The sequence below is a fragment of the Bacillus sp. PAMC28748 genome (genome assembly GCF_014250415.1).
GTDB classification, from domain to species: Bacteria; Bacillota; Bacilli; order Bacillales; family Bacillaceae; genus Bacillus; species Bacillus licheniformis.
In genome coordinates this window covers 3,240,940-3,267,743 of the sequence record NZ_CP060192.1, presented here as the reverse complement: position 1 = coordinate 3,267,743, position 26,804 = coordinate 3,240,940, and the positions used below count along the sequence as shown (strand labels likewise).

Sequence of the window (26,804 nt, the reverse complement as noted above, 5' to 3'; positions counted from 1 at the left end):
ACTGATTTTTTTTCAGAGGGGCCTTTTTTATTTAATCAGGGAGGGATCAATATTGAACTTGAAATATGCCACACTTAAAACAGAACATGGCATCACAACCGTGACGTTGAACAATCCGCCGGCAAATACACTTTCTTCTTCCTGTATCGCCGAATTGCGCTCTCTTTTTCGGGAATTGGCCCGCGACGAGGAGACAAAAGCAATCATCATTACTGGAGAAGGCCGCTTTTTTGTGGCGGGAGCGGATATAAAAGAATTCGTTTCAAAACTTGGGGACCAAAAACAAGGATTGGCGCTCGCACAAGGGGGCCAGGCGCTCTGCGATGAAATCGAAGCTTCCAAAAAACCCGTCATTGCGGCGATAAACGGACCGGCTCTTGGCGGAGGCCTGGAACTCGCGATGAGCTGCCACTTCAGAATCGTATCAGACGATGCAACAGTCGGTCTTCCCGAATTAAAGCTCGGCTTGATTCCTGCATTTGGTGGTACACAGCGGCTTCGCAACATAACGGACACAGCGACAGCACTCGACCTTATCCTGACGGGCCGATCGCTTTCAGCTCAAGAGGCGGTAGAGCTGAAAATTGCACAGATGGCTGTAAAGGGAGAGGAACTGATGAAGACGGCAGCTGCTGTCGCGTCGTCTTTTATCGAAGGAAAAAGCATGACCAGCGTGAGGCGCGCCGTCGAATGTGTCGTACAGGGCGCCAGCGAAAGCATGGAACAAGCACTGGAGAGGGAGCGAAACAGATTCGCCGAGCTGTTTGTCACTTCAGATGCCAAAGAAGGAATTCACGCATTTGTCGAAAAGCGCAAACCAAACTTTCATCATTCATAAAAGGAGTGGATCAAGATGTCCGATGACGTGCTGTTTTCCGTCAATCAAAACGGCGCCGCAGCGATTGTTCTGAATCGCCCGAAAGCGCTCAACTCACTCACATACGACATGGTCCGTCTGATTGGTGAAAAGTTAAACGAGTGGGAGACAGATCAAAACGTTTCTATCGTGGTCATCAAAGGTGCAGGACCAAAAGGACTATGTGCCGGAGGGGATATTAAGGCACTCTATGAAGCTCGTTCGTCAAAACAGGCCCTGCAAGATGCCGAGCGCTTTTTTGAAACAGAGTACGAAGTCGATATGGCAGTCCATCGATTTTCGAAACCGATCATCGCCTGCTTGGACGGGATCGTCATGGGGGGAGGCGTCGGCCTGACGTACGGGGCCAGCCACCGGATCGTCACGGAGAGGACAAAATGGGCGATGCCCGAAATGAATATCGGCTTCTTTCCGGATGTCGGGGCAGCCTATTTTTTAAACAAAGCCCCGGGCCGCTTAGGGCGGTATCTTGGATTAACGGCGTCTGTCATCCATGCAGCCGACGTGCTGTATATCAATGGGGCAGACGCCTACATGGAGAGCGGCGCTTTAGAACGATTGCTTCAAGCAGTGGAACAAACCGATTGGCGCCTTGCAAGCGTTGAAGAAAAGCTCGATCAGCTGATCCGCGAATCAAAAACGGAGCCCTCCCAGGAGAGCACGCTCGCCCGTGATCAGCAAGCGATTGACCGTCATTTTAAGTATGATAAGCTGGAAGAGATCCTTCAATCGCTCGAAAGCGAGGGAAGCACCTTTAGCTCGAATGTGAAAAAAACAATGCTTTCCAAATCGCCATTTTCATTAAAAATCACATTGAAACAGCTGGCGGACGGACGTCAAAAAACACTGGAAGAATGCTTTGCCACGGATCTGGTGCTGGCAAAGAACTTTTTGAAGCACAATGATTTCTTCGAAGGCGTCAGGTCCGTCCTGATCGACCGTGATCAATCACCGAACTACAAGTACCGGAACGTTTCAGATGTAACCGATGAAGCGGTGGACCGGTTTTTCCAACCCTCTGAATCTGTCCGGTTTTAAAAGCGGGAGCTGACCATTAGCGTCAGCTCTTTTTTTGTAAGAACCTTATTATAGAGGTATATATTTCGATATGGAGAATATGTATACTGACAATATTTGGTTAGAGGTTGACAACATGAACATCGGAAAATTAAGCAAGTATTTCTTGTCACTAGCCATTGCCCTTGCGACGATTCTGTCCTTTCATGCCGTTTCTGCAAATGCTGCATCAGTTGGTACTATTAAACCAAGCGAATGCTCAACTCACATCTTCACCGTATACGACGAAACAGTTGGCATTGGCGGTTCCGGCCGTGCGCATTTCTATTGCGGCAGTATAAATGGAGGTCCTCAAATTGAATTTTCGGACGAAGATTTAGAGGTTGCGGTCGATGACCCCTTTATTCTCCATGCATATGCTAATCCGAGCATGAACTCGGTAGACTACGAAGGACGCCAAAAGGGAGATGCGGAGGTAACGATTTATTGGAAAAACAAGCCGGAGGGCACCAAATACACATTTTTATTAGTGCAAAATAAATAATTGCTGCATCCTGCCTGAGAAGGCTATGGCGGTGGTCTGGAATCGCCGGCTGAGCATTTACACAATAGCCGTTTTACGCGGCACTATTAAAAAGAACTCTCCAAATTCGGAGGGTTCTTACATTTTATTCATTATACTGGCGACGAAGCAGCTATAATCGGTAGAATAAGAAGAAGCAAGATATCATCCTGAAAAGGAAGGAACAAGGAAAAAAACCATGATGTTTTTATTCATTTTTATCATCATCTTAGCTGCGGCTGTTTTATTGTTCATCAATTTACATCCTGTGTTTGGAGGAAATCCAAGCAAGGAACAAAAAAAGCTGTATCAAAGCTTTGACAATTATGCCGATGGCAAATTTCTTAATCAAACACAAGAAAAGATGGATATGGGCGGAATATCCGGAGTTTTCTCAATGATGAGAGACGCTGTTTCCGGCGGCAAGGAGCGCAATCCTTCCGATCAAATCCCTGTTTCTGAGATTGATTGGAACATCGTTAAAAGTAACGAAGACAGCTTAACATGGTTTGGACATTCCGCTTTTTTACTGAGCATCGACCGCAAAAAAATACTCGTAGACCCTATGCTGGGTCCAATTGCTTCACCCGTATCATTCATCGGAAGCAGACGCTACAGCGAAGACATCCTGCATACGGTCAATGATATGCCGCCGATTGACGCCGTCTTGATTACACATGACCATTATGATCACTTAGATTATCCATCCATCTTAAAGCTGAAGGAAAAGGCCGGTCATTTCTTCGTTCCTTACGGAATCAGCGCACACTTGATCCGGTGGGGAATTGAGAAAGAAAAAATCACCGAACTCAATTGGTGGGATGAAACGGAGTTTCAAGGTTTGACAATAGCCCTGACACCGTCCAAACACTTTTCAGGCAGAGGATTATTGAATCGAAACACGACCCTGTGGGGCGGCTGGGTCATCCTCGGAAAACATACGCGTTTTTATACGAGCGGTGACGGGGGATATGATGAACACTTTAAGGAAATCGGCAAAAAATACGGCCCTTTCGATATCACATTAATGGAAGGCGGCCAATATGACAGACGCTGGTCCGGGATTCATATGACACCCGAACAATCTGTACAAGCCCATAAAGATGTAAAAGGAAAGAACATGATGTTGATTCATTGGGGAGCCTTTACCCTCGCATACCACGGCTGGAAAGAGCCGATTGAACGCGCATTGAAAGAGGCCGAGAAAAAAGGCGCCAACATGATTGCTCCGGCGATTGGCGAAACGGTTCCGTTAAACAGCCAATACTCGCTTCCCGAAACCTTTTGGTGGGATATATAAGCAGGTCGTTTATCTGTATATAAAGCATCCTTTTTAAATTAAGAAAAAAGCCGTTTCCAGCGCAGGCCGGAGACGGCTTTTTCTCAGCAAATTTCACAAAATCCCTTGCGTTAAAGTGGGCTTTAACGATTATTCTGTAGATGCAGCTTAGAAAAGAATTTCGTAGCCTTAATCGAAAAAGAAGCAAGGAGAGAGTTATGGTGTTAGTAACAAAATCAACAGTTCGGCTCCCCCGGGGGCTTCAGGCCAGGCATACGACCCTATTTGTCCGCAAAGCGATTTCATTCAAAAGTGAAATCGTACTCGCTAAAAACGGGCAGACAGCAAACGGGAAAGATCTGATGGAAATCCTTCAATTAGGAGTGCAAGAAGGGGATGAGATCACGTTAATGGTCTATGGTACGGATGAGCAAGCCGCAAAGGAGACTTTGGAAAAATTTCTTTTGAATGTAGTGCCATAATTGAAAGCGCGCCGGCACTTATCAAATTACTTTTCATCCGCTTTCAAGGACATTGCCTGATTCTTTTTTTCTAATCCATCATAGTACATGATTTTCTCATCGATTTTTAAAAAGGCGCGTTCCAGGACTCTTTGCTTTTCAAGCATTTTTTCTTTATGTTTTTCAAGTATTTGTTTGCGCTTCGAGATGGTCCAATCTCCTTCTTTTGTTAAATTGACGATTTCCCGTAATTCCGAAAGCGCAATGTCAGTTTTCCGCAAGCATATCACAAGCTCCAACCATGACAAGTCTTTTTCTTCAAAAATGCGGTTTCCATTTGCGTCTCTTTTAATAAAAGGCAGAAGACCTTCTTTTTCATAATATCGGAGTGTATGTGTAGGCAAACCTACTTTTTCAGCAACTTCTTTTATAGAATACCCCATTTTGAAACCTCCATCATATTCATCAAAATTCTAATTGGATGTGTCACAACACACAATGATTATAGACCTTAAAGTGGACTTTAACGCAAGCCGAAGAAGATTTCAGAAAAACCTCTTGCCTTAAAGCGAACTTTAAGGTTTAACCTTAACTTGCACCTCTTCTCTATGAATTGGCGTAATATAACGTAAGAAAGGATCGATATGGATGTGTAATCTGCATAAAACCATCTCAACCCGTGTACTGAGTGCTCCGAGAGCCAAGGCGAAATTTGAACAGACCACAATTGAAAGAAGGTAATTACAACCGAATGACGTTTTAATCGATATTAAGTACAGCGGCATTTGCCATTCGGATATCCATAGCGCGTACGATGAATGGGGAGGCGGAATCTTCCCAATGGTTCCGGGACATGAAATCGCCGGCATCGTCAAAGCAGTTGGGACAAGTGTTAAAAAATTTGCTGTCGGCGACCGCGTGGGGGTCGGCTGCTTCGTTGACTCTTGCGGCGAATGTGAATACTGCCAGAGCGGAGAGGAGCAATTTTGTACGAAAGGCGTGATCCAAACGTATAACTGTTTAGACTACGATGGAAATCCGACATATGGCGGTTACAGCCAATACATCGTGGTTAAAGAAGATTTTGTTGTCCGCATTCCGGACAGCCTGAACTTGGATGTTGCAAGCCCGCTCTTGTGCGCAGGCATCACCACGTACTCTCCTTTGAAGCATTGGAACGCAGGCCCCGGCAAGAAAGTTGCCGTTGTGGGAATGGGGGGACTCGGCCACGTCGCCATCCAATTTGCGCATGCCATGGGGGCAGAAGTAACGGTCTTAAGCCGCTCTTTGAATAAACAGGAAGAAGCCTTGCGTTTTGGCGCAGATCATTACTTTGCAACTGGCGACCCTGCAGTATTCACTGAGCTGGCCGGACGCTTTGATCTTATTTTAAACACGGTGTCCGCCAATCTGGACGTTGATGCATACTTATCGCTTCTTCGCGCCGATGGAACACTTGTTAACGTCGGCGCGCCGGCAGAACGGGATCAGTACAGTGTGTTTTCCTTAATCATGGGCCGCCGCAGCATTGCAGGTTCGCTTGTCGGCGGCATTCGGGAGACACAAGAGATGCTTGATTTCGCTGCTGAACACGGCTTGGCTCCGCAAATTGAGGTCATCGGAGCTGACCAAGTAGATGAAGCATATGAGCGCGTCCTCAAAAGCGATGTGCGTTATCGATTCGTGATTGATGTCTCTACTTTGTAAATCATATATAATAACAGATAGGCCAGTCATTTTATTTGACTGGCCGCTTTTCTTAGCTTTTGCCCCGCATGACCCGGCAATTTCAGCCGAGCGAATGAAGATACCATTCTATATATCTCCTTGTTCTATAACGAGCAGAGAGCCGAACAGGGATTGGCGGCCTTGGTTTATGCGACAAGGGATCGGGGCCGAGGCGTCCTGCCATCAATTAGATTTCCTTACCGCTCTCATAATGACATATACGATCCCCGAATCCTATTAATACCGAAATGATTGCAGGCCCTAATGGCATTTCACAACCTCCCAAAAAGAGAATTTACTTTCCATCATTATTTTTACATTATGTAACAAACTTTCAAATCAATTCCAAAGGAGGAGTGCGACGTAATTTTTATACAGACTAAACCTTTGACAATACGAGCAACAGCTACTATAGTAGGATAGTACTTTTATTTAATATTTACTGATAATTCAGGACATTTATTTTGAAAATTTTTATCGCGCTACACTGCTGACTACTAAAAACGCACTAATAGCTTAACCCGAATCGGAGGACTCATGATGGCAAAAAAAATTCCTTTTTCATTTATCCTAATCATAGGATTAATGCTATTCGCATTATTTTTCGGTGCAGGAAATCTCATTTTCCCGCCTATGCTGGGTCAGATGGCCGGAGAGAATGTATGGACAGCCAATGCAGGATTCTTGGTGACCGGAGTCGGATTGCCATTGCTCGCCATTACGGCATTCGTTTTTTCAGGAAAAAATGATTTGCAGTCTCTGGCCAGTCGTGTGCATCCGTTGTTCGGCATTGTATTTACAACGGTTCTCTATTTAGCAATCGGCCCTTTTTTTGCGATTCCCAGATCCGGCAATGTGTCGTTTGAAATAGGGGTTAAACCTTTTTTATCAAATGATGCGGGCCCTGTTGCCTTAATCATATTTACCGTATTATTTTTCACTGTGGCATGCTTGCTGTCCCTGAATCCAACTAAAATTATCGATGTAATCGGAAAATTTCTAACTCCTATTAAATTAACATTTATCGGATTGCTCGTTGTTACGGCTATTATTCATCCAATCGGAAGCTTTCAAGCTCCGTCTGAAGGATATGCATCACACGTATTTTTTAAAGGATTCAAAGAAGGTTACTTTACTCTTGATGCCCTTGTCGCTTTTGTATTTGGAATCATCATTGTGAACGCCATGAAAGAGAAGGGAGCGGCCTCCAAAAAACAGCTCATAATCGTTTGTGCAAAATCGACGGCGATTGCAGCGGCGCTCTTGGCTCTGATCTATTCAGCGCTTTCATATATGGGGGCTTCCAGCGTTGAAAAACTGGGTCTTTTAGAAAATGGAGCCGAGGTTTTGGCAAAGGTTTCATCCTATTATTTCGGACCATATGGTTCCGTTTTTTTGGGCTTAATGATAACTGTAGCATGTCTGACAACAAGTGTGGGACTCATCACAGCATGCTCTTCGTTTTTCCACGGCTTGTTTCCAAACATCTCCTATAAAAAAATTGCTGTCATTCTGTCAATGTTCAGCACCCTTGTAGCAAATATAGGATTAACACAGCTGATTAACGTTTCAATGCCGGTTTTAACAACTTTGTATCCCATTGCGATTTCTTTAATATTCTTAACATTTTTACATCCTTTATTTAAAGGGAAGAGGGAAGTGTATCAAGGCAGTCTGATATTGACCTTTATCATCAGCCTGTTTGACGGCCTGAATGCTGCCGGACTCAAAATTGCAGCTATTAATCAATTTTTCAATCAGTTTCTCCCGATGTATGACATCGGATTAGGATGGGTGCTTCCGGCGATTTTAGGAGGAATAGGCGGCTATCTCATTCATAGACTCCGGAAGTGCTGAATAAACTCATAAATATGAAGGCAACCCTATGATCCCAGGGTTGCCTTTTTCTTTCAAATGTTTGCGATGGTTTTCCATAAATGGATATTCTATAATGGTGTTAGTTTATCCATTTTGAAAAGAAAAGAGTGCTGAGTATGAGAAAATGGTATTTTATTTTATCAGCGTGTATTTTAGTTTCTGTTATCATCGCTTTTGCTTACGATAAGACCGGAGCAAAAGAAGCAGAACCGGCTAACAGCTTGTATGTTTCCCCAAATGGAAATGATCAAAATGAAGGAACGAAAGAAAAGCCGTTTCGAACTCTGAAACAGGCAGCAAAAAAGGCTGTCCCCGGCACAACTGTCATGATTCGGGAAGGCACGTATCATGAAACGCTTGATGTGAGAGAGAGCGGGTCGGCTGAAAAGCCTATCACATTTCAAAACTATGAGAATGAAAAAGTCGTCATCAGCGGAGAATCTGTTAAGGACGCGGAATATGAAACACCGATCATTCATATTCACAATCAACAGTACATCACAATCAGCGGCCTGACGATTCAAGATCTTTCCGTTTCATCAGAAGAAGCAACCGCCATGGGAATTTATGTGTCAGGCTCCAGCAGCCATATCACCATTAAGAATAATCACGTCCGGAATATAAAAACAACAGCGGATGATGGCAATGCCCACGGAATTGCCGTCTATGGATCCGGCAGCATGAAAGACATTAAGATCGAGGACAATACGGTTGAAAAGCTGACACTCGGAGCGAGTGAAGCGGTTGTGCTGAACGGAAATATTGACGGTTTTGCGATCAGAGGCAATGTGGTTCGCGACAATAACAACATTGGAATTGATCTGATCGGTTATGAAGGAACGGCCGCTCAAAACGATTTTGTCCGCAACGGGACCGTAGAAAACAATACAGTTTACAATAACTCCACTTACGGAAATCCTGCCTATGGAGATGACTACTCAGCAGGCGGAATATATGTTGACGGAGGACAAAGCATTGACATTAAGAAAAACACAGTCTACGGCAACGATATCGGAATTGAAGCAACGTCTGAACATAAAGGGAAATATGCTGATGATATTCAAATAACCGACAACACGGTATATAAAAATGCGTACACGGGCATTTCCATCGGCGGATACGACAAAAAGCGGGGAGGCACCAGCCATTCTGTCATTGCGCACAATATTATTTACCGCAATGATACAAAGGGGCTGGATGGCGGACAGCTTTTGCTCCAGTATGACACAAAAACCAATACAATCGAAAAAAACATCATAACAGCAAGCGATTCGCAAATATTCATCGCAAACGATTTTACGAAAAATGAAGGAAACAAAGTGAATCATAACGTGTACCACAAGGAAGCCGGCAAAGACGGTCTATGGATTTGGAAGAAGAATGAATACGACTCGTTTACGCCGTATCAAAACGCAACAAATCAAGATCAAGATTCGATCTATGTCGATCCGATGTATCGCGACGAGAAGTCTTACGACTTTACATTAGATCCGGATTCACCGGCTTGGCCAGTCATTAAATAATTTCATAGGAAAACAGGCTAAATTTATAAAGCATATGGAGTTTAATGCCTGCACGCACCACAAAAGCTACTCTTTGAGAGTAGCTTTTTTATTTATTGGAAGATACCCTTTGCGACCCAACTTCTATCTGTCAACAGTCAGTTTAATCAAGTTTTATTTTTTAAATTCTGCTTATTAATAGCTTAAATTTTATAAAATTATATTTACAAACTGACCGAGGTCAGTTAAAGTGAATGCTTGAGAAGAAAAATAAAAACAGTGAGTGAGAGGTAGCCAAATGGAATTGAATGTAGAAAAAATAAATACTGCAAAAATATGGTCATTGTCATTTGTTTTTGTGACGCTTGCAAATGCTTTCTTGTTTATGGTATTTGAAATGTTATTGCCGACTTTGCCTTTGTTTGTGACGGCTATTGGAGGAGGGGCAAAACAAGTCGGCTATGTCACGGGTATTTTTATGATCTCTGCAATTGCTGTTCGTCCTTTTGCAGGGGCATTGGCTTTACGGTTCAATAAAAAATATTTGCTCATTTTAGGAATTGTGATCAGCGCTTTCTCAACAGGAGCCTATTACCTGGCGTCTGATGTCAGCGTTTTATTATTGATTCGCTTAATACATGGGGCCGGGTTTGGACTGGCGACGACCTATTTTGCGACAATCGCAGCCGAAATTATTCCTAAAGAGCGGAGAGGGGAAGGAATTGGATATTTTGGAGTAGGTGAGACAATTGCTGTTTCCGTTGGACCGATGATCGGTATCGCGGCTCTGGAGCTTTATGATTTTCAAAGACTTTTTTTAGGCGGGATATCCGTTCTTTTGCTGGCGGCACTTATGGCTGTTTTCGTGCGCAGACAGCCGGAAACAACTGGCACTGGCGGAAAGGGCACTGTAAAGTTGAAAGTCTTGGAAAGACGTGTGCTGTTTCCGTCAATTCTTATTTTATTCGTCGGCGTTGCTGCATCTGGAATTATGTCTTTCTTTTCGCTTTATGCAATTGAAAAGGGGTTTCAAAGTGTCGGGATGTTTTTCTTTTTGATTGCAGGAGCCAGTTTTTTTTATACGCCTTATTTCCGGCAGGGTATTTGACCGTTACGGAGCTGCCGCCATCCTTATTCCCGCCTCGCTGTTTTCAATAGCAGGGCTGTCAATATTATATTTCGCACAAACAAATGCAATGTTTTTTACAGCAGCTATATGCTACGGTTTTGGATTCGGCTCAATTTTTCCAGCCATCCAAACATGGTGTATAAATCTTGTGGAAGAGCATGAACATGAGGATGCAATGGGAACGTTCTTTAACTTTTTCGATATGGGAATTGGCGGAGGCTCCTTATTATTAGGTTTGGTTGCAACGGTTTATTCCTATCGTGAGATCTATATTGCCGCTATTTTCATGTACCTGCTGTTTGTTTTATTATATATTTTATATATCTTCTTGAAGAGAAAAACAGCCTGAAAATGGAGGGGAGGACGCTATATTGACCAGAGAGAATATAAAGCGTACAGCGGTTCGCCAATTTAATGAATTGGGCTATGAGGGAGTCAAAATGTCGCATATTGCAAAAGAATTGGGAATCAGAAAACAATCTCTCGCTTATCATTTTTCATCAAAAAAAGAAATGCTGATGGAAATATACCCCGAGATTGTAGAAGAGGAAATTTCATTTATCAACGAATTCTTCGATTCAAGAAAACATACTCCCGCAAAAAGTCAAATATATGACTTTTTAAAAGAAAACCAAGTCCGTTTTCATGCATTGCCGAATGTAGCTTTTTTGCAGGCAATGTCCTTTAAAGCGCCTGCTGAAGTAAGTGATTTTATTTCAGCCCAATACCTTTTATATCTGCATACTTTAAAAGAACGGATAGCAAATGTTTTTAAGGAATCGGATGTGAACTGTCCGCCGGAGAAGTGCGCGATAGGATTTATTACGCTTTATGACGGGCTTAACATTCAACTGGTGTACGAAAACAAACAATCATTTGAACGGTCTTTAGAGATCTCATTTGATATTTTTTGGCGCGGACTGTTGTAGGTTGTAGGTGCATTTGATTTAATTTAGAGAGTTGGAATCATAAGTAGCTCGTCAAATAAGGATGAAGAATCGCATGTTGCCCCCTCTCGGAATGGAGTAGGGGGGTAATTCCTTACAGTAATAAAATAATTAATTTAGGATCCTTAATTGAGTCATTACTCCTTTTTCTAACTGTTTATTCACATCTTTCACTGCTTCTTCGAGAGCCTTATTGGCATCCTCTACCGATGAAGTTTTCGCATTGGCAGGGAGTGTCAAAAAAACTAGGGCATCACAGTAACAGGAACCAATACTACCGAATAAAACAATTTTTGACGTAATGATACTAAACTCATATTGCCCATCTCCTCCAAACATGATAAAGTTTACTTCGATCATACCATTACATATAATGGTTTTATACCATATTATAAAATATTCGGGAAAAGCAAGGAGGTAAACCTGCTTGTCTGGAGTTATTTTTGGAATCGTGTGCTTCTTTCTTGTGTTTTATTTCCTAAACTATATCGGACAAAAGTTAATATCTAGAAAATCGCCTGTGAATCATAAGATTATTGTTTCAATTTCATTAGTAGAAGCTCTTATTTCGCTAACCCTAGTCTATTACCGTCCTCCATTTTTATAATAACCAATTAATTTTAAGTTGCCTCAATTAGAAGCGTCAAATTGAGGCTTTTCTGTGAATCTTTTTAAAAGGAAGTAAAAATGAAATACTGCAAGACAGCAGAGGTGTTTCTACATCTCTGCTTTTTATTTTACTCAGCGGCATCTCTATTGGTTGATAAAACAATCCTCAGTGCAACAACAGGGCACAAAGTAATTCTATATTTTTGAACATTAGATTCACCTCACAGTCTTCGTTTCATCAATCTTATTTTTTAAAGTTCTCCTATTGAGAAATTGATGAAAGGAAAGGAGAGGAAAAACACGCAACAGTAATAGCATGTAAAAAAACTTTTTCTGAATCTGAACATGATACTGTTTAAGGAAAATTCCAACATCTCATTATACGGCTTAAAGTATATAAACTTAATCACAATCACAAACAAAGCACATAAAACCTTGTTCAGAAAAAGAATTGATAGTAAGCATAAAAAAGATGTAGGAAATAATCAAACATCAGAAGGAGTAGGCGTTCACCAGAGCCTGAACGAGATATATAATTCTGTCCTCCGCTTCTAGTTTACATAATATATATTCTCGGAAGTTAAGGATTAAAAAGAAATTCTGTCTCAATCTCAAAGTATACTCAAGTTAGTGAGACAGAATAAAAATTTAGCGATACACTGAATATACGGCAATTTCTTTTCCCCATTTATGTATTGTTTTTTCTAAAGTCATCCCGATTCGTTCGGCTACTTTTCTGGACGGCAGATTTTGCGCATCAGGTAAAGATACGATTTTTTTCAGATGAAATGACTCAAATCCATATTGTTTGCATGCTGATGCTGCTTCGGTTGCATAGCCGTTTTTCCAGACGCTCCGTTTAAACAAATAGCCGATTTCCATTTCGTTCGATCCTTCGACTTCCTGTGGCACGATGCCGCATTGGCCTAAAAATTCGCCCGTTTGTTTATGTTCGGCAACCCACAGACCGGTTCCGTGTTTTTCATAGTTTTCAAGCGTCCGGTCGATCCATTGCAATGTCTGTTTTTCATTCTTTGTCGATGGATAATATTCCATTGCTATCGGGTCAGAAAAGATTTCGAGCAGGTTTTCGGCGTCATCGCGCCTCATTTTTCGCAAAATAAGCCGGTCTGTCTTCATGATCATGTCTTTCATGCTTCTCCTCCCCCTTATTTTATTGATTATGGAGACGTTAATTCCTGATAAACCGTTTCTAATTCTTCCACCGTCAGATCTCCGTATGCGCATTTAATCACGGCATCTGCGAATTCATCATAGTCATCATCTGTTGAAAAGCCTTGCTGAAGCGTTTTGGCGTAAAGCTCGATTTGTTCCTTTCTCTTTTCAATGTCTTCCTCCTTGCCTGTGTAATCCGGTCCATTGATCGTGTCATAGTGTTCCTTGACAAGCATCATGTATTGCTGCAATGTTTCATTCATACATCCATCTCCTTTCATGTTTACAAAAATATTCCTCATTCCTTCCATTATAATATATACGAAAACGGACACCAATTAGGTTCAGTGCCCCAAATCAGCTTTCCGTTCTCATACAACGTGATTTTTTTCGTATTTTTAAACGTGTTTGAATTTAAAAATGAATAGTCGCCGCTTTGGGCATAATTGCTCCAGCCGTCATTGTGAAGACGGATCTGGATTTCACCTGTACTTGCACCCGGCGCCAATGTACCATTTTTAAACCCTACTTCAAGATACGTGTCTGCTCCGTTTACCGCTTTTTTTAATTGGACGAATTTGTGCGTGATTTTGCTGCAGCCGATTTGGGCATAGTCGCAGTCAAAATTTTGTCCTTTGCGATTCGTTTTATACCAGTAGCGGACGGTGATTCGATTTAAAGAGACGGTTTTTTTGCTGTTGTTTTTAATGTTGAGCTGAGGGCGGATTTGGTTGCCGTTTACATTGTTGTCCCCCGCTCTGTATTGTACTGCTATCGTGTTGGCTGCAGCGCCGCTGTCTTGACCTGGTTTATCCTGATCCTTTTTTTGGTCTTTTTGATCTGACCCTTTCGAATTCGATCCAGAGTCTCCTGACGAACCGTTTGACCCGCTGCGGATGTTATCCCTGACGAATTTGCCTGATGGGGACAAGTCGGATTGCGACCATCCTCCGTTTTTAGAGGCGCCTGGGTTTAAAGCTGCTGACGACTCTTGTTTGTCGGATAAGTTCCAGTTTACCCAGCTGATTTTTTTGCTGTCTAAATATTTCAGCCACTCCCTGGATTGGTCAAGGTAGACCCCGCCGTTTCCTGAAGCATCGCTCGTTCCCCATTCTGTGACGAAAATCGGCGCTCCTTTGCTGAGTGCATAATCGGCTTTATCCCGCAAAGACTGACCGTGCGTGCCCGCATAAAAATGGAGCGCGTACATGACATTGCCGTCTTTCAGCTGATTGTCCGCCGCATCATTGACATCCTGGCTCCAGGTGCCTGTTCCGACAATCACAATATTTTTCGGAGAGTTTTTGCGAATCACGGACAGGATTTCTTCGGCGTAAGGTTTAATGTCGCGATTCCAGTTGACATCGCCGTTCGGCTCGTTGGCAATTTCAAAAATGACGTTTGGCGTCTTGCCATAAAGTCTTGACATTTCGTTAAAAAATTCTTTTGCTTTCGCTTTGTTTTGGTTTGGATTGCCATCGCTCAGTATGTGCCAGTCAATGATCACATAGATTCCGAGTTCTTTTGCCGCTTCGACGGCTTCCTTCACTTTGTTTTTAACCGACGGATTGTCAATATAGCCGCCTTCAGCTGTATACATGGCCGCGCGGAAAACATTGATGCCCCAGTCGTCTCTCAGCCATTTTAACGAGTCTTTGTTGACATAATCGCCATACCACTGTAGACCGTGGGAGCTGATTCCTTTCAGCTGAACCGCTTTTCCGTTTTGATTGACGAGCTGCGTACCTTTTAAGGTAAGCTGTCCGTTTACAGCAACGGGTGTTTTAGAAGCGGCAGCCGCTTTCGGTGCAATGATACCGCTGATGCCAAGCGCCGCTACCATAAAACAGGCGATGAAGACAGAGATGGAACGTTTCATATATGACATTCTTTTTCCTCCAATGATTTTATTTTTCGAAAATACTTTTTCCGCAGCCATTTTTCACTCCTTTCCTTGCCTGTAGCACGAACTGATTGTAAATAAACTATTCACCGATTGTCTATCAACCATATTTCTTGTTTTTTGGCGCTTAAAAAATCTATCTATTTCCTCTTTTCGTATAAAATGGGAGGTCTGAATACTAGTGACCGCAAGCTTTTAAAACAAATGGCCGGGGACTTTGCACATCCTTTTTCTCTCAATTCTAAATTTTAAAAACTGAAATCTTTACAATGAGATGCTTCCTCTCTGCCTAAAATGCCGCATCCGGGAAAAATCGCTGTGAAAAGTTCATAAAACTGACTCGTTCTCTCTGCTGTTTGTGTCACTTTATTGACAAAAAAATAAAACCATCCGCTTGGAATGGGTTTACTTCTTTAAATCGGAGAAAAAGCCGACAAGTTTTGTGGCGACACCGACAAACGTTTCAAGAATCGCCTGCCCCCCGGCGACCGACAAAATCAAAATCAACGGGAATATCGCTTTTGGGACAATCAGATACCCGACAGCAATGATCAAAGCGCACCATATCCCTGCGCACCAATAGCAATTCAGCAAATAGCCGAAGTTTGATTTCGGCACTTTTTTCGTTTCTACATGCCCTTGTTCATCAACCGTCTGCTTTTTCTTCATAAACGGTTTCCGGATAAACTCCGTGATCTTATCAAAAACAATTAAATGAGTTAACCGGTAACTGGCGAGAATCAGCATCGTAAATGTAAGCCAGGATATATGCTCCATTGCGGGCCTCCAACATGAAAAGTTATCTATAGCTATTTCCCGATTTCTTCTGACTTATTGCTTTTTCCGTCATTTTTTCAGAATGTGATGTAGATCACGATTTTCCTTCAGTGAACCCGTTACATTTAACCCATAGCATAAAAAACACTTCAGGAGGTTTTACAAATGGAAGCAGTTTTTGATCAAAACACAAAAACGGGTGATATTGTTACCCATTTTCCAAGAGCCAGCCGGCTGCTGAAAGAATATCGCATCGACTTTTGCTGCGGGGGCAACCGTCCGATCGGTGAAGCGATAAAAGAGCAGGATTTAAATGAAGAAGAGATCTTAGCTAGAATCAATACATTATATCAAGAGACAAAGGCATTAAACGCAAAAGAGACGAACTGGAGTGAAGCCCCGTATTCACAGCTGATCGACCATGTGATTCATACGCACCATGCCTACCTGTATGAGGTGCTTCCTGAACTGTCAGGCTTTGTTACAAAAATATACCGGGTTCATGGCATCCATCATCCGGAGCTCGCCCAGGTCCATCAATTGTTCCATCAGCTGAAAACAGAACTCGAACATCACCTCTTCCAGGAAGAGGAACATATTTTCCCGAAAGTGATGGCCTATGAAGAGACGCGATCAATGGACCGCTTAGCAGAAGCGGTTCAGACGATCGACGTCCTTGAACAAGAGCATGAAGCCGCAGGCAGCATCCTGAAGGAACTGAGAAGAGTGACCAATGACTATACCCTTCCTGAAGGGGCATGCACAACATATACACTGACTTACTTAAAGCTTGATGAATTGGAAACGGATCTTTTTCAGCACATTCACCTGGAAAACAATATTTTGTTCCCGCGGCTTGAAGCGGAAGCCAATCAATAAAACAAAAAGACAGAGGATTTTACTTCCTCTGTCTTTTTGTTTATCTATTCATCTGAAGCAATGTCTTTAACAGGCAGCGCTTCTCCTTCCCGATGCGTCGGTTTGCGGAGATGGAATAATGCTCTGATGCTGAATACAACCAAAATCACGATTCCGGCTAAAAAGATCGTATCCGGCACGGCCCTCCAAGTCAGCAGCGTTTGCACTGCATCCTGCTGTAAAAACTCAGGCGCCCTTGAGCTCCAGTACCCGTCTTCAAACGCTTTTTTCAATTGAAGAAAACCGACCGGCAGCAAATTGATAAACACCATTCCGAACAGGCCGATGTTCAGCGACCAGCAGGCTATTTTCAGCCATTTATCATTCCATGCTTCTTTTTTGGCGATATTGCGGAGCGTATACAGCCAGACGGCAATGGCAAACATGCCGTACACACCCATCATCGCCCCGTGTCCGTGGGCGGGTGTCAAGAACTGCCCGTGCTCAAAATAGCTGACGGCAGGCAAGTTGATCAAAAAGCCCAATACCCCGGCGCCGACCAGATTCCAGATCGCCGTTGAAATCAGGAACCAGAACGTTGCTTTATACGGGAAGTGATGTCCGCCGTCTTTCATCATCTTGTATTGTTCGTAAGCTTCCAATACAAGCAGGGTAAGCGGGATGACTTCCAGGCATGAGAAGACGGAACCGAGGCCGATCCAGACTTCGGAAGACCCGTTGTAATAGTAATGGTGTCCGATCCCGATGACACCGCTCCCCAGCAGGATCGTCAATTGAAAATAGAGCGTTCTGACAGTCGACTTTTTCGTCACCAGGTTCATTTGCACGAGCAAAAAGCCGATGACCACGACGGCAAAGACTTCAAAAATCCCTTCCACCCAAAGATGGATGATCCACCACCGCCAAAAATCCGACATTGTAATATTAGTGCCGGGATTAAAGAAAAAGGCAGCACCGTAAAACAGCGGAATGGCGATCGAAGAATAAAACAGCAGATGAATCAAACCGCCTTTATCAGGCTCCCGCTTGAGGCCGCTCTTAATGCCTCTGAAGACGATAAACAGCCAAATCAGCATGCCGAGCGCAAGAATGACCTGCCAAAAGCGGCCGAGTTCAATATATTCCATTCCTTGATGGCCGAATAAGAACCAGTTGTTTCCTAAAAAGCCTTTCGCTCCGAGCCATTCGCCGACCATGCTTCCGCCGACAAGGACGATCAGCGCCCAAAACAGAATGTCGACAAGCAGCCCCTGTCTTTTCGGCTCGCGGCCTCCGACAAGCGGCGCCGCATAAATACCCATCCCGAGCCATGAAGTTGCAATCCAGAAGATCGCCAGCTGAAGGTGAAATCCCTTAGATATGCTGAAGGGCAACAGCTCCCTGATCCAATCAATCCCAAAAAAGCTGTCCGGTTCAATATAATAGTGGGCGAGCAAAGCCCCGAACATCGCCTGAACAAAAAACAGCAGCGACACAACGGCGAAATATTTTCCGGTTTTAACCTGTGAAGCGGTGAGCGGCTGTTTATCCAGATCAAATACCGGAAACGCCCCTTCCTGGTAAGCCTCTTTCATTCCAAGCTTGTAACGGTAAAACACGAATAAAATAATGCCGACAAATAAAATGAGGATGGTAACGCTTGCGCCGCTCCACCAAACGGCGGCGAATGACATCGTGTTGCCCGCATCTTCATCATACGGCCAGTTGTTCGTGTACGTAATGTCGTCGCCCGGCCTTAATGTACTGGAAAGCCATGCCGTCCAAAAGATAAAATCGGAGACCTGCGTGATTTGGTCTTCGCTGTCGACCCACGCCCTGTTGCGTTCAGGCATGTGGCTTTCTTTAATTAAACCGGGCTCAAGCCCCCAGCCGTCTCCTTTTGTAAAGACTTTGCGGTAATGATCGCGCACTTGATGCAAGCCGTAGACCTGCGCGTCTGTCAGCTTCAATGTATCTGATGGGCGATCATAACGGTTTTTTCTCATTTCGCGGATGACGTGATTCCGGATGGTGGACTGCTTTTCATCTGAAAGTTGTTTAAAGCGCTTGCCGTATTGTGCCTCCGCCTTAAAATCCTGCATCCCTTCCGTATAGATTTTCAGGGCTTCGGCCGTGTAATCAGGCCCCATATAAGATCCGTGCCCCAAAATCGTTCCATAGTCCATCAGCGCGTATTTTTGAAATACGGCCTGACCGCCTGAAATAGACGATTTTGTCATGAGCACCTCTCCGTTTGGCCCGGACACTTCAACAGGTCTTGGTGCAAGTCCTTTGAAGATCCAATAGCCTCCCAAAAGCAGCACCGAAAAACTTACGATTAAAGTAAAGACGAGAATGGATTTCAGAAAACCGTTTTTTGATGCTTTTTTAACGGGCACCGTCTTTCTTTGTACTTCCATTGCGGTTCACTCCTTTTTTGATTTTGCATGTCCTAAGATACTGGATATGCAAAACACCAGTTGTGAACCAGATCACTTAAATCATGGCGTATTTGTGAACAAAATAAAAAACAGGCTTTCCATCTGCCGTTCAATGGAAAGCCTAAAACTCATGCCTTAATTGCAGCCGTTCAGCCAGTCTGTATCATGAATGAAAATTCCGCTCCTGTCAGCTGTCAGCAGATTTTTCTTTTTCAATTCATTTAATGTGCGGTTAATCGTTTCCCTTGACGTTCCGACCATGTTCGCAAAATCCTGATTGGTAATGGGCAGGCTGATGTAGACCCCTTTTTCTTGAGGAATGCCATGTTCAGCAGCAAGCTTCATTAATACATGTGTCAAGCGGTGCTGGACGTCTTTTGAGATAAAACCCTGGATCCGCTCTTGCAAATCGAGAATCTTTTTCCCCATGATTTGCATCACTTTTATCGTCATTTCCGGAAATTTCATCAAAAGTTCATTAAAATCGGCGATGCGGATTACGATCAATTCGGTTTCTTGAACGGCTTCTGCCGTTGCCGGGTATGGGGAGAGGTCAAAAAAGCCGACATGGGGAAACATATCCCCGTTTTGCAGAATCGAAATCACTTGTTCATTGCCGTCTTCATCGATTTTAAAGGCTTTAACAAGACCGGATTTGATGAAAAATACCGCTTCCCTCTCTTCCCCCTCCATAAAAACAAACATTCTCGGCTGATAGGTGCGCTTGGCCGCGATCTGCTCGATTTGCTTGAACTCTTCATCATTCAACCCGCTGAAAATCATAAATTGCTTCAGAAACTCCATTGGTCTTTCAATCCCTTCGGTTTTGCTAAAGGAGAGCGGTTTGTCACAGACGGCGCTCCAGTGCAAAGAGCTCTTCTTCAATCGCCGCTGCCTTCTCTTCCACCACTCTGCGGCTGTCCTTCAAGGCCTGATTGTAAAAGTAAGGTCCGAGCTTTTCCTTTACGAATTCGAACATTTGAATCGCCGCAATGTCTCCGACCTCTTCTCCTCTTTCTTCAACATAAAAGCGTTTGATTTCATCGATGATCGCTTGTTTTTCTTCTTGGGTAAGCTTTATAAACATAAAAGCGGCACTCCTTTTTTTATTTCCATGATAAACGATAAAGTCCGCAAATGAACAATTTATTTTTTTACATCCGTTTACTCTCCGTCACTTACCGATATTAAACACGAAACAAGCGAATGACCGTGTGACGTAATTCACAATGTTTTAAAAAGACTTTTTGTAAGATAAACATGCTGATTGATTTATTCATTTTTCCCTTTGAAAGGAGCAAAACCGCAATGGCAAATCGTCAAAAAATACAATTACCGCTGCAGTCATTTAGTTTAGTCGCAGGATTTATGGTTTGGGTATTGATTTCCTCTTTAATGCCCCACATTAAGCAGGACATCGCCCTGACAGACAGCGAGGTCTCCCTTGTTACGGCCATTCCGGTCATACTCGGGTCGCTTCTCAGGATTCCGCTGGGCTACTACACGAACAGATTTGGAGCAAGAATTACATTCATGATCAGCTTTTTGCTGCTTCTGTTCCCGGTTTTTTGGATCAGCACAGCCGATTCGCTGTTCGACTTGATCCTTGGCGGCTTCTTCCTCGGCATCGGCGGAGCGGTCTTTTCCATCGGGGTCACATCACTGCCGAAATACTACCCTAAAGAAAAGCACGGGTTTGTCAATGGGATCTACGGCGCTGGGAACGTCGGTACAGCGATTACTACGTTTGCCGCTCCTGTTGTCGCAAAAACCGCCGGGTGGGAAAATACGGTGCGGATGTACATCGTGTTAGTCGCCGTATTCGCTTTATTGAACTTTATCCTTGGAGATCGAAAAGAAACAAAAGTTACGGTATCTGTAACAGAGCAAATGAAGGCAGTCTACCGAAATCAGACATTATGGTTTTTAAGCTTGTTTTACTTCATTACATTCGGATCTTTCGTCGCGTTTACGATTTATCTTCCGAACTTTCTTGTTAATCACTTCGGGCTTGATCCCGTCGATTCAGGGCTGAGAACCGCCGGATTTATCGCTGTCGCCACTTTTCTGAGGCCTGTCGGCGGCTGGCTGGCAGACAAATTCAACCCGCTGAAGCTGTTGATGTATGTATTTGCCGGCTGCACCTTGTCAGGGATTTTATTGGCCTTTTCGCCGAGCCTCGGACTGTACGGGTTTGGGGTATTAACCGTTGCCGTGTGCGCCGGACTCGGAAACGGGATCATCTTTAAGCTCGTGCCGCTTTATTTTTCAAATCAGGCCGGCATCGTTAATGGGATCGTATCAGCGATGGGCGGCTTGGGAGGATTTTTCCCGCCTCTCATCCTGTCAAGCGTTTTTCAGGCAACCGGCCATTATGCGATCGGATTCATGGCGCTGTCAGAAGCGGCTCTTGCAAGCTTTGTGATCGTGGTCTGGATGTATTTTCAGGAAGTGAACAAAACATCGTCCAAAACGAAGGCCAACCATTTATAAGCCCTTCCTGCAAAAAGAGATTGAGCCGATATGCCCAGGCTCTTTTTCGGGACTATATTCATATGTTCACAATATTGTTTATATTTAAAAGGTCACTCTGCCTTATTTAACGTTAAAATAAGAACTGCAAAAGGGGTGACGCTCAATGAACATTTCTGTTAGAAAATCAGACACAGATTTGCTCTCAGACGATCTGCATCACTTGCTGGAATCGATCAGTACGCGACGAAAAATCAGGCAGGACACATTCCTTTTTCAAGAAGGGATGGATGCAGAGGAACTGTATCTTATTCAGTCAGGACTTGTCCAGATCGGCAAATTGACGTCCGATGGCAAAGAACTGACGCTTAGAATGTGCAAAAAAAATGATATTGTCGGGGAGCTTACGCTTTTTACAGAAGATGCGAAATATATGCTGAGCGCAAAGATCCTCTCTGATGGCGAAGTGTTGGTCATCAATAAAGATAAGCTTGAAAAAGAACTCATTCAAAACGGTGCGCTGACGTTTGAGTTTATGAAATGGATGAGCACGCATTTGCGAAAGATTCAATCGAAGATCCGCGACCTTTTGCTGAATGGTAAAAAAGGCGCGCTTTACTCCACCTTGATCCGTCTCGCAAACAGCTACGGCATTACAAGAAGCGACGGGATTCTCATCAATATTGTGCTGACGAACCAGGATCTGGCGAAATTTTGTGCCGCTGCAAGAGAGAGCATCAACCGCATGCTGAGCGACCTCCGGAAGAACGGTGTCATTTCAATTGAGGACTCGGGAAAAATCGTCATCCACCAGCTCAACTATTTAAAACGCGAAATCGACTGTGAAAACTGCCCGCTCGAAATCTGCAATATCGACTGAAAAAGCGAAAACAAACAAGGACATGAAGCACAGTGTCCTTGTTTTTTACGTTTGCAGCAGAAAAACGATCAACACGGCCATAAAGAAACAGGCATTGACCAGCTCAGAGATTCCGATTGTTTTAATCGACAGTTTCCTCCCGTGGAAAAACCACGCTCTAAGACTGCTCGGCACTACGCCGATCACCGCCCATCCTGCCCCTGCGGCCAGCGATACGAACGGCAGGAAAACATGGTAGCCCCATGAATAAAGCTTGAATCGATTGTTTTTCTTTTCACGTATCATCGACTTGACATAAAAAGCGCTCCCTGTGAAAAACAAAGCGGACTGGATAAAAACAAACGATGCCTCACCATCAAGCTTCCCCGCTCCCATCCAGAAGCTCGCAAGCCCGCCCGCGCTGAAAACAAGGATTGCAGCTATATCATTTAAAAGCGCCCTGTCGTTGTTTCTTTTCGCATAATAAAGATTGATGAGAAAGAGCGGAAACAGCGGCAGACCGAGATACACAAGCTGCGGCTCCAGCAGGACCGAAATAAGCAGGAAAACGACGGCCGGAATGCCGTAGATGAGAACCCATTTTTGATAGTAAACGATATTTTTCTTCTTCACCATCATCATAGCCGGAGATGCCGCAAGATATAGAAACAGCCATCCGCAGAACAGCGGAATATGCTTTACATCTGCGCCTCCGGCGAACATGCCGAGAATAAACGGGATGACAAGCATCGCCCAGGCGCCGTGCTGCTTCGGTATGAACACTTTCATCACACATCCTCCCTTCTTTTCTATTACATTATAAAAGTTTCGTTCTTTTTACACAGTGACATTTTGCATACAGTCGTGTGAATTAAATCACTGCGCCCTGCAGCCCGGCGCTTTATACTAAAAGCCAATATAGAGAAGGAGGATATACCATGGACCGGTTTGACTACTTATTGTTTCTGAAAAATCTTCCTATGTTTTTCGGAGTACCCCTTCCGATCATCAAAAAGCTGCTGAAGAACGGTAAGGTGATAGATATCCAACCGTCTCAGCATTCGCGATCGTTCCTTCATTCGCAATCCGTCTATTTTGTTTTAAAAGGAGAAGTGCATTTTTCCGACAGAAGGCTTCCGGAAGAATCACGGACGATCGCCGAGTGGGAAAAAGGCGATGTTTTTCCTATTGATCAAAAAGGCGAACCTTTCTTATCTCCGTTTATTTCAGTCAATACTGCCTCTGAAACCGCCGTACTTGAAATACCGTTTCATAATTTCAAAAAAATGATGACTTATAACCGCCAATTACAGACGAACTTTCTCATGTTGCTCCAGCAGAATTTATTTTTTTCATACCAGCTTTTTTTGCGCTACCTCAACTCCTCCGCAGAAGACGACGTGTGAGAAGGGCCTCTCCCCTTCTTTCTCTTCTTTTTTCCAAATGTGATCTACTTAACTTTTTTTCTCCTGCATTTCCGCTACGATACACATGAATGCAAACGAAAGGACAGATGAAAGATGATACTTTGCGATTTCGACAAGTCTCCGTTTATCGTCATTTGGGAGCTGACAAGGGCTTGCGAGCTCAAGTGCCTTCATTGCCGGGCATCGGCTCAAAATAAACGCGATCCTCGGGAGCTATCCCTGAAAGAGGGAAAAGATTTAATCGATCAAATTCATGCGATGGACAATCCCCTCCTCGTGCTTACAGGAGGCGATCCTTTAATGAGAGACGACGTATTCGCCATTATTGAATATGCCGTCCAAAAAGGGGTTCGCGTCTCCATGACCCCGAGTGCCACGCCGAATGTTACAAGAGAAGCGATTCAATCAGCAAAAGAAATCGGGTTATCCCGATGGGCGTTCAGCTTGGACGGCCCGACCCGGGAGATTCATGATCATTTTCGGGGAACGGACGGGTCTTTTGACCTGACTATGAAGGCCATTCGCTACATTCATGAATGTCAGCTGCCTCTGCAGATTAATACCGTCATATCCTCCTATAACATCGATTACCTGGATGAAATGGCAAAGCTGATCAAAGAATTGAACTGCGTACTATGGAGTGTGTTTTTTCTCGTCCCGACAGGCCGCGCGAAGCGGGAAGATATGATTTCCCCGGTGGACCATGAAAAAGTCTTTCTCTGGCTCAGCCGTTTGGCAAAAGAAGCGCCTTTTGACATCAAAACGACAGCAGCCCAGCACTACCGGCGGGTCGTCATTCAGCAAAAAATGCGGGAAGCGAAAGACCCCCACATGAAAATCCGCTATGAACACGCATTGCAGAAAGGAAAAATGGATGCCATCGGCGGATTGGGCCGGGCTCCGAAAGGTGTGAACGATGGCAACGGGTTCATGTTTATCTCCCATATCGGTGATGTATATCCAAGCGGACTCCTGCCGGTTAAAGCCGGAAACATCCGCGAACAGCCGCTGGCTGAGATTTACCGCGAATCACCGATCTTTAAGGATCTTCGAAATCCGGACGGATTTAAAGGGAAATGCGGCGTCTGTGAATTCCGTCATGTGTGCGGCGGTTCTCGCTCGCGTGCTTATGCTCTGACAGGCGATTACCTAGAAAGCGATCCGAGCTGCATTTATATTCCGAAGGCTTTGCGCTAAAAAAATGTGATGTACGTCACATTTTTTTCAGCTTCCTTGTATTACGGTATAGATGAGAATGATCATCACTATCAAAGGATGTGATCCCTTGCATAAAAAAATTGATTTGGACGATTCCGTTTACAAACTTTGCACATTGCATCCTGAACTAAAAGCCGTGATGAAGGATGCCGGGTTTCAAAATATTACAAAGCCCGGCATGCTGGAAACAGCCGGGCGCATCATGACGATTCCAAAAGGCGCGCGAATGATGCAAATCGAATGGAACCATGTCTTAGACATATTGAAAGCACACGGATTTGACCCCGTTTGGAAAGGAGAAAAACAATGAGCGAAATCATTAACAATCGGGAAACGCAGCAAGGTCTGCCTGAGGAAAAAAAGCAGCTTCTGAAGGAGATCATCATCGACCTTCATAAAGGAAAGCCGCTTGCCGACGTCAAAAAACGGTTCGAAAAGGCATTCGGCTCAGTCAATGCCGAAGAAATCGCCCAGCTGGAACAGGCGTTGATGAAGGAAGAAGGCATTACACCTGAAGAGATCCAAGAGCTCTGCTCCGTTCACGCCGCTGTGTTTAAAGGATCGATTGAAGACATTCACCGCGCGGACGCCGACAAGCAGCCTGGCCATCCCGTTCATACATTTATGAAAGAAAATAAAGAAATCGACCTCCTTTTGAACTTTAAAATGCAGCTTCATTTGGAACGCTTTGAAAAAGAAGATCATCGCGACAACATTCTCAAACTGCTCGCAGACTTAAATTTGCTAGCTGACGTCGACAAACATTACAGCAGAAAAGAAAATCTTCTGTTCCCCTATTTAGAAAAGTACGGAATTACAGGGCCAAGCCAAGTCATGTGGGCTGTCGACGATTTTATCCGCAAGAGCATTAAAGAAGTGAAGCGTTTGTTGGAAGAGTATACGCCGGACAAAAAAGATGAGGTCATCCGCGAACTAACGTTTATCATTCAAGAAGGCACGGAAATGATTTATAAAGAAGAAAATATCCTCTTGCCGATGGCGCTCAGAACGCTGACAGAAGACGAATGGCTGAAAATCGCAGCTGAAAGCGACGAGATCGGATATTGCCTGACTGCTCCGGAAACGGTGTGGAAGCCTGAACGCCATCAGATCAAAACGAGCGAAGAGGCGGCTGATGGCTATGTCAGACTCCCTACCGGTATTCTGTCTGTGGATCAGCTTGAACACATGATGAACCATCTTCCGGTCGATATCACCTTCATCGATGAAAACGATGTGGTCCGCTATTTTTCACACGGAAAGGAACGGATTTTCGCCCGGACAAAAGCCGTAATCGGCCGAACCGTCCAAAACTGCCATCCGCCGGCTAGCGTCCACATCGTCAACAAACTTCTGGACGACTTTAAATCTGGCAAAAAAGATGTTGAAGATTTTTGGATCAAATTTAAAGACAAATACGTGTTCATCCGCTATTTTGCCGTACGCGATGAAAACGGCCGCTATATCGGCACTTTGGAATTCACCCAGAACATCGCCCCGATTCAGGAGATTAACGGGGAAAAGAGAATTTTGAACACGAGCGATTGAACCATTCGACAGCCCGCTTCCATGCAGGCTGTTTTTTTGTCCGCCCTCTTCCCCCTCCTGAAAATGTGACAAATTTGTGAAAAGCCGAAACCATGTGACAAATTTAACAAGGTGCAGCGCCTCCTCCATATATAGT

24 protein-coding genes and 2 pseudogenes are annotated in these 26,804 nt (G+C 44.1%); 17 read left to right on the top strand and 9 right to left on the bottom strand.

Annotation, left to right across the window (positions count from 1 at the left end):
- Nucleotides 1-52: 52 nt before the first annotated feature.
- The 5 genes from H7F26_RS16815 (at nucleotide 53) to H7F26_RS16795 (ending at nucleotide 4,217) form a co-directional block, all read left to right on the top strand.
- Nucleotides 53-838, top strand: coding sequence for an enoyl-CoA hydratase-related protein (locus H7F26_RS16815; RefSeq protein ID WP_003182370.1), 786 nt, complete (start codon nucleotides 53-55; stop codon nucleotides 836-838).
- A 15-nt stretch (nucleotides 839-853) separates the two neighbouring features.
- Entirely contained in the window at nucleotides 854-1,915 is a 1,062-nt protein-coding gene (locus tag H7F26_RS16810) for an enoyl-CoA hydratase/isomerase family protein (protein ID WP_003182367.1), read from the top strand.
- 115 nt (nucleotides 1,916-2,030) lie between these two features.
- Nucleotides 2,031-2,438, top strand: coding sequence for a hypothetical protein (locus H7F26_RS16805; protein ID WP_009328147.1), 408 nt, complete (start codon nucleotides 2,031-2,033; stop codon nucleotides 2,436-2,438).
- Between the two features lie 217 nt (nucleotides 2,439-2,655).
- Complete coding sequence (locus tag H7F26_RS16800; RefSeq protein WP_003182363.1) at nucleotides 2,656-3,756, top strand: MBL fold metallo-hydrolase; 1,101 nt, start codon at nucleotides 2,656-2,658, stop codon at nucleotides 3,754-3,756.
- A gap of 197 nt (nucleotides 3,757-3,953) precedes the next feature.
- The gene (locus H7F26_RS16795) at nucleotides 3,954-4,217 is read left to right on the top strand and encodes an HPr family phosphocarrier protein (RefSeq protein WP_003182361.1); all 264 of its coding nucleotides are present in this window, start codon (nucleotides 3,954-3,956) and stop codon (nucleotides 4,215-4,217) included.
- Between the two features lie 26 nt (nucleotides 4,218-4,243).
- Here the strand turns inward: H7F26_RS16795 and H7F26_RS16790 are convergent, their stop codons facing one another.
- Complete coding sequence (locus H7F26_RS16790; RefSeq protein WP_003182359.1) at nucleotides 4,244-4,639, bottom strand: MerR family transcriptional regulator; 396 nt, start codon at nucleotides 4,637-4,639, stop codon at nucleotides 4,244-4,246.
- Between the two features lie 205 nt (nucleotides 4,640-4,844).
- On the opposite strand from H7F26_RS16790, the pseudogene H7F26_RS16785 reads away from it, so the two are divergent.
- The 5 genes and pseudogenes from H7F26_RS16785 to H7F26_RS16765 all read left to right on the top strand — a co-directional run bounded on the left by H7F26_RS16785 (nucleotide 4,845) and on the right by H7F26_RS16765 (nucleotide 11,362).
- Nucleotides 4,845-5,903: pseudogene (locus tag H7F26_RS16785) on the top strand (NAD(P)-dependent alcohol dehydrogenase).
- 561 nt (nucleotides 5,904-6,464) lie between these two features.
- Nucleotides 6,465-7,781, top strand: coding sequence for a branched-chain amino acid transport system II carrier protein (brnQ, locus tag H7F26_RS16780; protein WP_025804657.1), 1,317 nt, complete (start codon nucleotides 6,465-6,467; stop codon nucleotides 7,779-7,781).
- Between the two features lie 137 nt (nucleotides 7,782-7,918).
- Nucleotides 7,919-9,325 (top strand): right-handed parallel beta-helix repeat-containing protein, encoded by a 1,407-nt coding sequence (locus tag H7F26_RS16775; RefSeq protein WP_016885429.1) that lies wholly within the window; start codon nucleotides 7,919-7,921, stop codon nucleotides 9,323-9,325.
- Between the two features lie 277 nt (nucleotides 9,326-9,602).
- Nucleotides 9,603-10,782: pseudogene (locus H7F26_RS16770) on the top strand (MFS transporter).
- 22 nt (nucleotides 10,783-10,804) lie between these two features.
- Nucleotides 10,805-11,362, top strand: coding sequence for a TetR/AcrR family transcriptional regulator (locus tag H7F26_RS16765; RefSeq protein WP_017474786.1), 558 nt, complete (start codon nucleotides 10,805-10,807; stop codon nucleotides 11,360-11,362).
- A 1,275-nt stretch (nucleotides 11,363-12,637) separates the two neighbouring features.
- Here H7F26_RS16765 and H7F26_RS16760 read toward each other — a convergent pair.
- From H7F26_RS16760 to H7F26_RS16745, 4 genes are all read right to left on the bottom strand, one after another.
- Entirely contained in the window at nucleotides 12,638-13,144 is a 507-nt protein-coding gene (locus H7F26_RS16760; protein ID WP_003182341.1) for a GNAT family N-acetyltransferase, read from the bottom strand.
- 26 nt (nucleotides 13,145-13,170) lie between these two features.
- Nucleotides 13,171-13,428 (bottom strand): YnfE family protein, encoded by a 258-nt coding sequence (locus H7F26_RS16755; protein ID WP_009328166.1) that lies wholly within the window; start codon nucleotides 13,426-13,428, stop codon nucleotides 13,171-13,173.
- A gap of 47 nt (nucleotides 13,429-13,475) precedes the next feature.
- Entirely contained in the window at nucleotides 13,476-15,044 is a 1,569-nt protein-coding gene (locus tag H7F26_RS16750; protein WP_025807837.1) for a cellulase family glycosylhydrolase, read from the bottom strand.
- A gap of 429 nt (nucleotides 15,045-15,473) precedes the next feature.
- Nucleotides 15,474-15,845, bottom strand: a complete 372-nt coding sequence (locus tag H7F26_RS16745; RefSeq protein ID WP_003182336.1) for a DUF1360 domain-containing protein — start codon at nucleotides 15,843-15,845, stop codon at nucleotides 15,474-15,476.
- Between the two features lie 165 nt (nucleotides 15,846-16,010).
- Between H7F26_RS16745 and ric the strand changes: the two genes are divergently transcribed.
- A complete protein-coding gene (ric, locus tag H7F26_RS16740; RefSeq protein ID WP_017474788.1) occupies nucleotides 16,011-16,724 on the top strand; it encodes an iron-sulfur cluster repair di-iron protein in 714 nt (237 codons plus the stop codon).
- 44 nt (nucleotides 16,725-16,768) lie between these two features.
- Here the strand turns inward: ric and H7F26_RS16735 are convergent, their stop codons facing one another.
- The 3 genes from H7F26_RS16735 to H7F26_RS16725 all read right to left on the bottom strand — a co-directional run bounded on the left by H7F26_RS16735 (nucleotide 16,769) and on the right by H7F26_RS16725 (nucleotide 20,231).
- Nucleotides 16,769-19,123 carry a nitric-oxide reductase large subunit gene (locus H7F26_RS16735; RefSeq protein WP_003182332.1) on the bottom strand — a complete coding sequence of 785 codons (2,355 nt, stop codon included), beginning with the start codon at nucleotides 19,121-19,123 and terminating at the stop codon, nucleotides 16,769-16,771.
- A 156-nt stretch (nucleotides 19,124-19,279) separates the two neighbouring features.
- Nucleotides 19,280-19,948 carry a Crp/Fnr family transcriptional regulator gene (locus H7F26_RS16730; RefSeq protein WP_003182331.1) on the bottom strand — a complete coding sequence of 223 codons (669 nt, stop codon included), beginning with the start codon at nucleotides 19,946-19,948 and terminating at the stop codon, nucleotides 19,280-19,282.
- Nucleotides 19,949-19,991: 43 nt separating this feature from the next.
- A complete protein-coding gene (locus tag H7F26_RS16725; protein ID WP_003182328.1) occupies nucleotides 19,992-20,231 on the bottom strand; it encodes a DUF2164 domain-containing protein in 240 nt (79 codons plus the stop codon).
- Between the two features lie 221 nt (nucleotides 20,232-20,452).
- Here H7F26_RS16725 and H7F26_RS16720 point away from each other — a divergent pair, with 221 nt between their 5' ends.
- Both H7F26_RS16720 and H7F26_RS16715 read left to right on the top strand, forming a co-directional pair.
- Nucleotides 20,453-21,637 (top strand): nitrate/nitrite transporter, encoded by a 1,185-nt coding sequence (locus H7F26_RS16720; RefSeq protein ID WP_009328179.1) that lies wholly within the window; start codon nucleotides 20,453-20,455, stop codon nucleotides 21,635-21,637.
- Nucleotides 21,638-21,782: 145 nt separating this feature from the next.
- Complete coding sequence (locus H7F26_RS16715; RefSeq protein ID WP_003182324.1) at nucleotides 21,783-22,496, top strand: fumarate/nitrate reduction transcriptional regulator Fnr; 714 nt, start codon at nucleotides 21,783-21,785, stop codon at nucleotides 22,494-22,496.
- A gap of 45 nt (nucleotides 22,497-22,541) precedes the next feature.
- Here the strand turns inward: H7F26_RS16715 and H7F26_RS16710 are convergent, their stop codons facing one another.
- Nucleotides 22,542-23,264: a YwiC-like family protein gene (locus H7F26_RS16710; RefSeq protein WP_003182322.1), complete on the bottom strand. Its 723-nt coding sequence runs from the start codon at nucleotides 23,262-23,264 to the stop codon at nucleotides 22,542-22,544.
- A 149-nt stretch (nucleotides 23,265-23,413) separates the two neighbouring features.
- Here H7F26_RS16710 and H7F26_RS16705 point away from each other — a divergent pair, with 149 nt between their 5' ends.
- The 4 genes from H7F26_RS16705 (at nucleotide 23,414) to H7F26_RS16690 (ending at nucleotide 26,668) form a co-directional block, all read left to right on the top strand.
- Nucleotides 23,414-23,881: a cyclic nucleotide-binding domain-containing protein gene (locus tag H7F26_RS16705; protein WP_003182320.1), complete on the top strand. Its 468-nt coding sequence runs from the start codon at nucleotides 23,414-23,416 to the stop codon at nucleotides 23,879-23,881.
- Between the two features lie 114 nt (nucleotides 23,882-23,995).
- Nucleotides 23,996-25,099, top strand: coding sequence for a TIGR04053 family radical SAM/SPASM domain-containing protein (locus H7F26_RS16700; RefSeq protein ID WP_009328183.1), 1,104 nt, complete (start codon nucleotides 23,996-23,998; stop codon nucleotides 25,097-25,099).
- Between the two features lie 88 nt (nucleotides 25,100-25,187).
- Entirely contained in the window at nucleotides 25,188-25,430 is a 243-nt protein-coding gene (locus H7F26_RS16695) for a DUF1858 domain-containing protein (RefSeq protein ID WP_003182317.1), read from the top strand.
- A complete protein-coding gene (locus tag H7F26_RS16690; RefSeq protein WP_003182315.1) occupies nucleotides 25,427-26,668 on the top strand; it encodes a DUF438 domain-containing protein in 1,242 nt (413 codons plus the stop codon). The genes H7F26_RS16695 and H7F26_RS16690 overlap by 4 nt, the downstream gene beginning before the upstream one ends.
- The last annotated feature ends 136 nt before the right edge of the window (nucleotides 26,669-26,804 follow it).